This is a genomic window from Ewingella americana ATCC 33852, from assembly GCF_000735345.1.
GTDB lineage: Bacteria > Pseudomonadota > Gammaproteobacteria > Enterobacterales > Enterobacteriaceae > Ewingella > Ewingella americana.
The window spans coordinates 18,598-28,797 of sequence record NZ_JMPJ01000062.1 but is presented as its reverse complement, the minus strand read 5'-3'; the positions used below and the strand labels follow the sequence as shown (position 1 = coordinate 28,797).

The 10,200-nt window shown below is 54.8% G+C and carries 5 protein-coding genes; 2 read left to right on the top strand and 3 right to left on the bottom strand.

Annotated features, from left to right (window positions below; genetic code table 11):
- Positions 1–103: 103 nt before the first annotated feature.
- Positions 104–988: a DNA-3-methyladenine glycosylase 2 gene (alkA, locus tag GEAM_RS12885; RefSeq protein ID WP_034792129.1), complete on the top strand. Its 885-nt coding sequence runs from the start codon at positions 104–106 to the stop codon at positions 986–988.
- Positions 989–995: 7 nt separating this feature from the next.
- Here alkA and GEAM_RS12880 read toward each other — a convergent pair whose 3' ends face one another.
- Complete coding sequence (locus tag GEAM_RS12880; RefSeq protein ID WP_072009900.1) at positions 996–3,992, bottom strand: PAS domain S-box protein; 2,997 nt, start codon at positions 3,990–3,992, stop codon at positions 996–998.
- A gap of 199 nt (positions 3,993–4,191) precedes the next feature.
- On the bottom strand, positions 4,192–5,631 hold the full coding sequence (gene mgtE, locus GEAM_RS12875; RefSeq protein ID WP_034792128.1) for a magnesium transporter: 1,440 nt from the start codon (positions 5,629–5,631) through the stop codon (positions 4,192–4,194).
- A 705-nt stretch (positions 5,632–6,336) separates the two neighbouring features.
- On the opposite strand from mgtE, the gene GEAM_RS12870 reads away from it, so the two are divergent.
- Positions 6,337–8,568 (top strand): EAL domain-containing protein, encoded by a 2,232-nt coding sequence (locus GEAM_RS12870; protein WP_034792127.1) that lies wholly within the window; start codon positions 6,337–6,339, stop codon positions 8,566–8,568.
- Between the two features lie 61 nt (positions 8,569–8,629).
- On the opposite strand, the gene ppx is transcribed toward GEAM_RS12870, so the two are convergent.
- Positions 8,630–10,180, bottom strand: a complete 1,551-nt coding sequence (gene ppx / locus GEAM_RS12865) for an exopolyphosphatase (protein WP_034792125.1) — start codon at positions 10,178–10,180, stop codon at positions 8,630–8,632.
- Positions 10,181–10,200: the final 20 nt, after the last annotated feature.

The window sequence follows — 10,200 nt, the reverse complement described above, 5'->3', positions numbered from 1 at the left end:
CCCACGACCTTGAAGTTGAAGTTGAATTTAAAAAGCCAGTCAGCGTGGCAACGCCCCCATTTCCTGTTACCTTTATTTTCCAAAAATAAATAGGCCCGCCCCCGTGACTAAACCCCGCTACCTCCCTTATACGCCGCCTTATGACTGGGGCTGGATGAACTCCTTCCTTGGTGCTCGCGCCTTAGCGGGCGTTGAGCAGATGCTGGATGGCTTCTATCAGCGCACGCTGGTAGTGGAATCTGAAACCGGGGCTATTGCGGGGTGGTTGCGATTACGGCCATTGCCGGAAAGAAATTGCGTGGAGCTGAGCCTCTCGCCGTCGCTTGAACAAGTGGCTGAGCGCGTTGAGCGGCAGGTTAGCCTGCTGCTGGATTTAGACGCAGATCCGCACCTGATTGCCGCCGGGCTGGGGGAGCTGGCGCAAAACAACGTCGGGCTGCGGCTGCCGGGGTGTATCAATCGGTTTGAACTCACGGTGCGGGCGATCCTCGGCCAACTGGTGAGTGTCAAAATGGCGGCGACGCTGGCGACGCGGCTGACGCAGAACTGGGGGGGAGTTATCGACACGCCTTTTGCCGGATTAACCCACCTGTTCCCGACGCCGGAACGCATTGCTCAACTGAGCGTGGATGACCTGCGTGGTATTGGCGTGCAGGCCAAACGGGCGGCCTGTTTGATTGGGGTGGCAAAGGCGGTGGAAGAGGGCAGCCTGCCGCTGAACAACATGCAGGATGTAACGCAGGGCGTGAAACAGCTGCTGGCGATGCCGGGAATTGGTGGCTGGACCGCCAGCTATATCGCTATGCGGGCGTGGTCCGCGCCCGACGTGTTCCTCGGCGGCGACTACCTGATTAAACAGCGTTTCCCCAATATGACGCCGGGCAAAATTGCCCGCTATGCCCAGCGCTGGCAGCCTTGGCGCACCTACGCCACCTTGCACCTGTGGGCCAATAATGACTTTATCCCTGAGGAAGAGGCGCAGGGGTAACTCGCTTTTAGTGAATGCCGAAATAGCCGGTGTTGAGCAGGGTATTGAGCGAGGTCAGCGGCGCGATGGTGTCGCCTTCCACTAAATCGATACCAATGCTGGTCAGCTTTTCCAAAGTTTCATTTAAATCCGCCGGGCCAGCCAGCGTCTGAGCCGCCAGCCGATGGGTGTTGCCGTGCAGGATGGTGACCAGCACTTCATCCATTTGGTTGTAGTGCAACTGGCTCATAAAGGTCGGATCAATCTGCACGTAATCCACGCTGCCTTCTGGCAACGCGTTAAATTCATTCAGATTCTTACCAATGTTGCGCAGCACGATTTTACAGCCGCGCTGCTTCAACTCGGCAATGTACTGCCGCAGATGCGGGTGCTTGAGCAACACCTCGGGTTCGATCATCAGGTTCACTGAGCCCATTGGCATTAGCGTGTTATCCAACAGGCGAGTTAGCTCTTGGCGCAAACTCTCTTGCAGCAGGCTCTCCGTGGCGAGCGGGATAGCCACGCAAATTCCCTTATTGTTGATGCCCTTAGCATGAACCTCCAGCACCTGACGCAGCATCCAGCGGTCGATTTCCGGCATCATGTCGTAGAAACGCGCGGCCTCTATCAGCAGTTCGGCGTGCTGAATGCCATTCACCGGCTGCACGAATTGCAGCGAAAGCTGATAGAAACAGACGGAAAGCGGCGTTTTCGGCGGTGACGCGGCGCGGCAGTTGAGCGACAGCTGATCTTCATTCAGCACGCGGCGGATATCTTCGGGGCGGAAAATCGCCGCGTGTGAGGCCAGCAGGCGCTTTTGCTGCTCTTCATAGGCGAACACCTGCCCGCGGCCGCGATTTTTGGCGGTGTAGCAGGCGACGTCGGCCTGCGCCATATATTCACTGCTGCTGAGCGAGGCGTCAGTGATGCGCGTGATGCCCGCGCTGGCGCCAATGCGGTAAATTTGGTTTTCCCACATAAACTGGAATTCATTGATTTTGTTCACTAATGACTGAACAACCTGCAAGCCCTGCTCGTGCGGGCAGTCTAGCAGCAGCAGGGCAAACTCATCGCCACCCAGACGCGCCAGCCGGTCGCTATTGCGAATATGGTCTTGCATCAGCTGGCTTAATTGGCGCAGCAATTCGTCGCCAGCCGCGTGCCCGGCGGTATCATTGACCGCCTTGAAATGGTCGAGATCGATAAAGGCCAGACTGTGCTGCTGTTGCTGCTCGGCGGTCAGTGTTAGCGCGCCTTTCAGGCTCTCTTCAAAGCAGCCGCGATTGGCTAAATCAGTCAGCAAATCGTGGGACGCGCTGTAGCTAAGCTGGCGCATCAGTTCGCGAGACTTACTTACGTCCTGTAGCACCAGTACCAGACCAATGGGCTCGGCGTTGAGCTTACGCATCGGCGATATCGCCAGCTGCACGTCGAACTGGCCGGTGTGATAGCCGTGCAAAATCAGCGATTGCTCGAGAGAGGTGTGCAGATACTGGCTGCTGTACATCGCCATCAGGTCGTTGATCAGTTCACCGTCCGGGCCAATGGTAAGATGCACCACATCACTCACCGGCTTGCCCTGCGCCTTGGCTTGGCTCCAGCCGGTCATCTTCTCGGCCACCGGGTTCATAAAGGTGATGTTCATCTGCTGATCGGTAGAGATCACCGCGTCATTGATGGCATTCAGCGTGATGTGCAGTAACTCTTTCTCTTCGTGCAGGGCTTCACTCAGCCGTTTATTGGTGATTTCGGTGTGTTTTAGCTCGTTAATATCTTCAATCTGGGCGATGAGGTAGACCGGATTTTGCTCGTCATCGCGCACCAGTGAAACCGCCAGCAGGGCCCAGACAATCTCGCCATCACGGCGCAGATAGCGTTTTTCCATCTGGTAGTTTTGAATCTCGCCGTCGAGCAATTTCTGTAGCAGCGTCAGGTCTTTGCCCAAGTCCTCGCCATAGGTTATTTCTTGAAATGTCAGGGTTTTCAGGTAGTCGGCTTCATAACCCAGCAGGTTACACAGGGCCTTGTTGACCTGAAGCCATTTGCCCTGTGGCGACACCAGCGCCATGCCGATGGCGGAATATTCCATCGCATTGCGAAAACGGTTTTCGCTCTGAGTGATGTGTGACTTCTCGACCCGCAGGGCGTGCATCGCCATCGCCATGGCATTAGCGGGCAGCAAAATCAGCAGCAGCGGGGTGAAAAGCAGGCCCGGCGGCACCACGGTGATGTGCGGGACAATGTCGATAATGCCGGTGGTTTGCAGCAGCGCAATCATCAGGGTCAGGCTGAGAAAAATGAAAAATGCCTCAACGCGCGGCAGGCGAATTGCCGCCCACAGCAGGGGAATAGTGATAAAAGCGAAAGGATAAGGCAGCCATTTGAGCGCCAGAAACGCCGCCACCATATTGATGATTAAGGTCGCCATCAGCTCGAGCAGGCGGCTTGAGTGCTGGAATAGCTGCTGCAAATAGCCTTTCTGGTATATCAAACCCAGCGGCGTCAGGGCCAAAATAGCCACGGCCTCGGACATAAACCAAGTAGCAAATCGCTGTTCAGACGCCTGCGGTGCCTGCGTGTGCTGGATGAATAGCGTCATGATAATTGCGCTGAGCAGCGGGCTGAACACCACGGCGACCAGCAGGAACTTCGCCCAGTTCACTAAACCCGAGAGCGGATCCTTGGTGGGCAAGAAGCGCCGCAGCAGTAAGGCGCAGACGCCCGCTTCAAACAGGTTGATAAACAGATAAGGCAGATATCTCGTTGACCACGAGTGAACCATAAAGTGTGAGGCGGCAATGCCTAAGCCAGCGGCGCAAAACAACGGCAGCCAGTCGCGATAGCGATGGTGGAATAAAACCGGGATCAATAGGGCGGTAGGCAGCCAGACCGACGCCAAACTCGAGGATTGCTGAATAACCTTCATGCAGGCGAGCGCCAGCAGGCAAATGCTCACGGCCAGCACCAACAGGGTTTTCCAACTGATGGGTGATTGTGAGTCCAGACGGGATATGTTCTTTTCCACGGTAAAACCCTTTCTAATAACCCGTCCGGCCACGAACGATAATCTTGGTGAATTCTACATCAGTAATGAATTGATAACGAATCTTGCGTGAGAAGAAGAAAAGGTTTTTATGGGTTTAATCAGTCACTCATCCCGCTTGTGACTTAATCAGGGAGAAACTTAAGCTGCGCCTTGGGTTTAAGGCGCAGCTTAGGAGAAGTTAAAGCAGGAAAATGGTCGCTAAACCGAGGAAGATGAAGAAGCCGCCGGTGTCGGTGATCGCCGTGATCATCACGCTGGCACCCACCGCCGGGTCGCGGCCGAGGCGCACCATGGTTAAAGGAATAATCACCCCCATGCTGGCGGCCACTAGTAGATTGAGCACCATGGCCAGCGTCATGACCGCGCCCATTTCCCAGTCGCCATACAGCAGCCAGGTGACGATGCCCATCAGGCCACCCCACACCAATCCGTTGATTAAGGCGACACCCAGCTCCCTGAATATCAGAAACTTAAGGTTGCCGAGCTGCACCTGATGCAGCGCCAGAGCGCGCACAATCATGGTAATGGTCTGGTTACCCGTATTACCGCCGATACCCGCCACGATGGGCATCAGCGCCGCCAATGCCACCAGTTGCGAAATCGTGCCTTCAAACAGGCCAATCACCCGCGAAGCCACAAAGGCGGTACAAAGATTGATCGCCAGCCACGCCCAGCGATTTCTCACTGCCTTGCCCACTGGCGAGAACACATCCTCTTCTGGGCTTAAGCCACCCATACGGCGCAGATTGGTGTCGGTGTCGTTATTGACGAAGTCGACGATCTCTTCGACCGTCAGGCGGCCCATCAATTTGCCTTTTTTGTCGATAACCGGCGCGGTGATCAAGTCATAACGTTCGAAGGCGCTGGCCGCGTCTTCGGCTTTATCTTCGGGTTCGAAGCAGGTTGGGTCGTCATTCATCACCTGAAAAACTTGGCGATGCGGCGAGTTAAGCAAAATGGTGGTGAGCGGCAGTTCGCCTAATAACATGTTGTTTCGGTCAGTGACGAACAGCTTGTCACTGGCTTCAGGAATATCTTTGCGGTAGCGCAAATAGCGCTGCACGGTACCCAGCGTGACGTCTGGGCGCACGGACAGCAGCTCGAAATCCATGATTCGCCCGACCGTGTCCTTGCCGAACTTGACCACTTCACGCACTTTTTCGCGCTGGCGCGGGTCCAGCGAGGTCAGTACGCGGCCCATCAGGTCACGCGGCAGGTATTCGGCCAGATAGACCTGATCATCCACGTCCAGCAGCGACATGGTTTTCAGCAGGTCTTTGTCACTCATCTCCTCAATCAGGCTGTCCCAGACGGTTTCCGAGACTTCAACCAAGGCTTTACCGCGATCTGCCGGGTCAACCAAGCGCCACAGCGCCAGACGTTCGCGCTCGGGCAGGGCTTCTAAAATATCCGCAAGGTCAGCGGCGTGTAGCCCGTCGATCAGATTGCTCAGCTCGGCAGTCTGGTCCATCAACAGGGACTGCGTGGCGGGGTCGATATCTTTGGATTCGCCGAGAATGCTGTCGGCAAGGTCGTCGCTGTCTAGCAGCAGGTTGAGTATGCGGGTACGTGTTTCCGCCAGCTTTTGTACGTGATAGCGATGCTTATTGGCAGACATGCTGCGTCCTTATCCTTTGAATTCCAAAACTAAAAATCAGGGAGCCGGCGTCGTCGATTGTTCTACCTGGGTCTGCTTTTGAGTTTGATGATGTGACCAGGCACCGACGGCGGAGTAAACCAAACGTCCGAATAAAATAATGAAGCTGATCGCTAATACGATCTTAGTCATCTTGATGTTGGCTTTTTTAGACATAGTAAATTCAGCTTATTAAACCGTAGCTCCATCAGGGTGAAATAATGATTTAAAACAGATTCATTCGCCCAATCAATATAGCACATCGACTAATACAGTCAGAAAAAAGCCTGATTTTGTAGGAAGTGTCTGTCAGTATATTCAGAATTGTCTTGGCGATTTTCGGTCGGCTAAACTTTTGAATAAGAATGGCTGAATGGAATTTGTAGCTCCATGAAATTTAAGGAGTAATTATTCACTCTTAAGTGAATTTATTAGGGACGGTTTTTGCGGAAATTATCAAACTCTCGGTTTATTGATCCTCATCAAATGGTTTAATATGGGTCAACTTAAAATTCGTGCTTATATGTCATTGCTGCGAAATCCGCTTTTTATCACTTTTTGCAGCCACTCAAGATGACATTTTCTTAAACCCGTTGTCTTTTTGCCGTTGTTGACCGTTCATCTGGCCTCTCAATGATTCCGGCACGCAACTCTGTAGCACGCATGCGGAAAAACATGACATATCCTATGAGTAAATTGTTATCTTGGCGTGAGTTAAGCCGCCATTGGTGGGGCATCCCCCTGCTGTGCGCGCTGGTGTTCATCAACCTTGCGTCCTACTTCTCGCCGATCATCTTCTTGCCGGAAGGCCGTACTTATTTGATGTACATGCCGCTGGCGGTGTGTGCTGCGCTATTGATGGTGTTTGACTGGCGCGCCTTGCCGGGCATCGCGATAGCCATGTTTGTTCGCTATGACATGCGAATTGGCGCTGAAATGGCGTCGCTGCTGACGCTAATCTCACTGTTTTGCCTGAGCGTCTCTTGGGCCGGTTATCGCTGGCAGGCGGGCAAACGCTGGTCTGCGTCCTTCGGGCTGCTGCGCCTGCCGCTGCCGCGCGTCTTCTGGCTGGTTGTCTTCCTCTCCTGCCTCTACATCTTTATTTTGCAGATTGTGGTGGAGTTGGGGCTGCTGCCGGGCTATCTGGGCATGGTCACCCGCGAGTTTATGACTCTGCGGACGCTTATCAACCTGCAGGCGATGATGCTGGGCATCTTGCTGAGCGGGCATCTGTGGTATCTGATTTTCCGCGTGATGCGCAAACCTCGTTACTTGCGCGTGCTGCGCCAAACTATGCGCAACCAGCGCGCGCCGGGGGTGAAGCCTGCCGAGCTGATGCTGTGGTTTGGGTTACTGATCACTATGGTGATTTTACTGAGCCTTGAGGGGATCAGTGAGCCGATCGCCAAGATTTTGCTGAGTGATTACACCTTAACCCTGCTGCTGCCGGTGCTGCTGTTTGGCGCGATGCGCTACGGCTACCACTTCATCACGCTGGTCTGGACCGTCGCGCTGATCGTGCTGTTTAGCCATTATCAGGGCTTCATCAACGTTAATGACTTTGTGCATAATTTGGTGTTTGTTTCGGCCCTAATGCTGGTATTTACCATTTGCCTGCTGCTGATGGCTTCTATCTCCTCTTTGCAGCGCCGACTGATGAAAAAGACCCGTTCAGCCGCGCTGCTGGACCCGGTTTTTGGCTTGCCGAATCTGCGCGCCTTTAATCGCGACTTATCCCGCTATCCGCGCTCTTTGCTGTGTTTTATCCGCGTGTCGGAAATGGATGTGCTTAGCCGCAACTACGGCATGCAGCTGCGCATTCAGTTCAAACAGCAGTTGGCGACGGGCCTGCGTCCTTTCCTGCAAGAGGGGGAGAGGGTGTATCACCTGCCGGGCTATGATCTGGTGCTGCGCCTCAATTGCGATGAAACGCTGGAGAAGCTCGACCGCCTACAGAACTATGTCGATGATTTTCGTTTGATTTGGAACGGCCTGCCGCTGCATCCGAATATCGGCCTGTCCTACTGCACCGTTTACCCGCCGGTTGAGCATCTGCACATGCTGCTGGGGGAACTGAGTGGGATTGCCGAGGTGTCGCTGACCACCGGCAAGCCGGAGTCGAATAAAAGCGACCACAGTCAGGTGCAGAAAGAGATTAAATCCAAAGTGGCGATGCTGCATAAAATCCAGCGCGCGCTGGATGAAGATCGCTTCGTGCTGATGGCGCAGCCCATCGCCGGTATTCGTGGTGACAGCTACCACGAAATCCTGCTGCGCATGCAGGATGACGAGGGCGGCCTGATGTCGCCGGACAAATTCCTGCCGGTGGTGCATGAGTTTGGTCTGGCTTACCAACTGGACATCTGGGTGCTGAAACACACTTTAATGTTTATCAACGATAACCGTGAGAAGTTGCCGAGCGTGCGCTTCGCGGTGAACTTCTCGCCGTCGACCTTCTGCCGCCCATCGTTTAGCAGCCAGTTCAAGGCGCTGATGGCGCAATATCAGGTCGAGCCGTTCCAAATCGTGCTGGAAGTGACGGAATCTCACTTGCTGCATAATGTGAAATACGCCGATTTCTCCATGCGTGACCTGCGCAACTACGGTTGTCGCATTGCGATTGATGATTTCGGCACGGGCTATGCCAGCTACGACCGGCTGAAGTTTATTCAGGCGGATATCCTGAAGATTGACGGCAGCTTCGTGCGTAACATGATGAATGACCCGCTGGATGCCTACATCGTGCAGTCAATTTGTCAGGTTGCGCGCATGAAGCACTTGTCGATTGTTGCCGAATTTGTGGAAACCGAAGAGCAGCGCGAAGCACTGCGGGCGCAGGGCGTGGACTATATGCAGGGGTATTTGATTGGTATGCCGGAGCCGCTGAGTCAGTTGGTGCAGGAGTCGGTAATAGGCTAAAAGCTGTAGCGCGATCCTCTCTTTGCAGCAGGAGAGGATCGCGGTTTAAGCAACGCTGGCGTTATTTAGCCTCGTCTTCCGGCTCGCCGTCCTCTTCTTCCAGAATCAGCTTCCAGCCCGTCACGTCATCCCAGTAACTCTGCTCGCGTTCAAAATCCAGCTGCACCAGATTGTTCTGCGCCAAATACCCGGCGGGGAAGCGCAGCGTCCAATGGTTGTCATCGGTCAGCAGGCGCAGCGTTTCTGGCGTGGTGGTGGATTGACGCTGATTGTTGAGCAGCGCGCCGAGGCGCAACAGCTGCACCAGCGGCAGGTAGTGCTTCTTCTTGAACAGGTTTAGGCGCGGCAGCTCTTCCAGTTTTACGGCTTTACGGTGGAAGCGCACCAGCGTAGACAGCAGGGTTTGCTGCTCCTGATTGAAGCCCGGCAGGTTGGTGTTCTGCAAAATATAAGCCGAATGGCGATGCATGCCGCTGTGGTTAATGCTCAAGCCCACTTCATGCAGCATGGCGGCGAATTTCAGCAGGGATTCGAGCTGCGGCTGCACCAGCTTTGAGTTTTGCGCCAGCCACTGGGCGTAGAGCAATTCAGTGGTTTCCAGCACGCGACGGGCCTGCTCGCGGTCAATGTTGTAGTGCTCGGCCAGACTTTTGGCGGTGCGGGTGCGGATATCCTGATGGCGGAAACGGCCTTCCATCTCATACAGCACGCCTTCGCGCAGTGCGCCGTCGGACAGACGTAACTCTTTGATTGCCAAAGCATCGAACACGCCGCACAGAATAGCCAGACCCGGTACGAATACCGATTGGCGGTCTTCCGACAGTCCCGGCAGGCTCAGCGAGGAGAAGTTTTTATAATTCATCACCTCGTCGGTAAGCATTTTCAGGCGTTCAGGGGTGATCAGGCCATCTTTCTCGCCCATTTCCACCAGCACTTCATAGGTGGCTTTGATGGTGCCCGAGGCTCCCAGCGCATACTGCCAGCCTTGCAGACGATACTGCCAAGCCATGGTTTCCAGCTTCTGCGCGGCGGCCAGCTGGGCGCGTTTGAAGTTGGCGCGGCTGATTTCGCCATCAGGGAAGAAGTATTGCCCGAAGCTGACGCAGCCCATGCGGCGGCTTTCTGCCAGCAGTGGCTCGAAATCTTCGCCGATCACCAACTCGGTCGAACCGCCGCCGATATCAATCACCAGCTTGCGGCCTTTTTCAGGTTGGGTGTGCTCGACGCCCATGAAAATCAGGCGCGCCTCTTCCTGCCCGGAGATGATTTCAATCGGGTAGGGGATAACTTCGGCGGCGCGCTGGAGAAACTCTTCGGCATTCACCGCCTGACGCAGCGAGTGGGTGCCGACAATGGTCACGTTCTCTTCGGGAAAGCCTTGTAAACGCTCAGCAAACAGCGCCAGACAGTCGAGGCCGCGCTGAATAGCTTCTTCGCTCAGCACGTTGTTGCTGTCCAGACCGTCCGCCAGATGTACGCGCTGCTTCAGGCGGCCCAACACCTGTAGCGCGCCATTGACGACGCGCGCTATCACCATATGGAAGCTGTTTGACCCGAGGTCGATAGCCGCAATCTCTTGCGGTTTGGCGTTTATGGTGTTGTTCAGGGGCATAATATGTGGTGCTCCAAAGT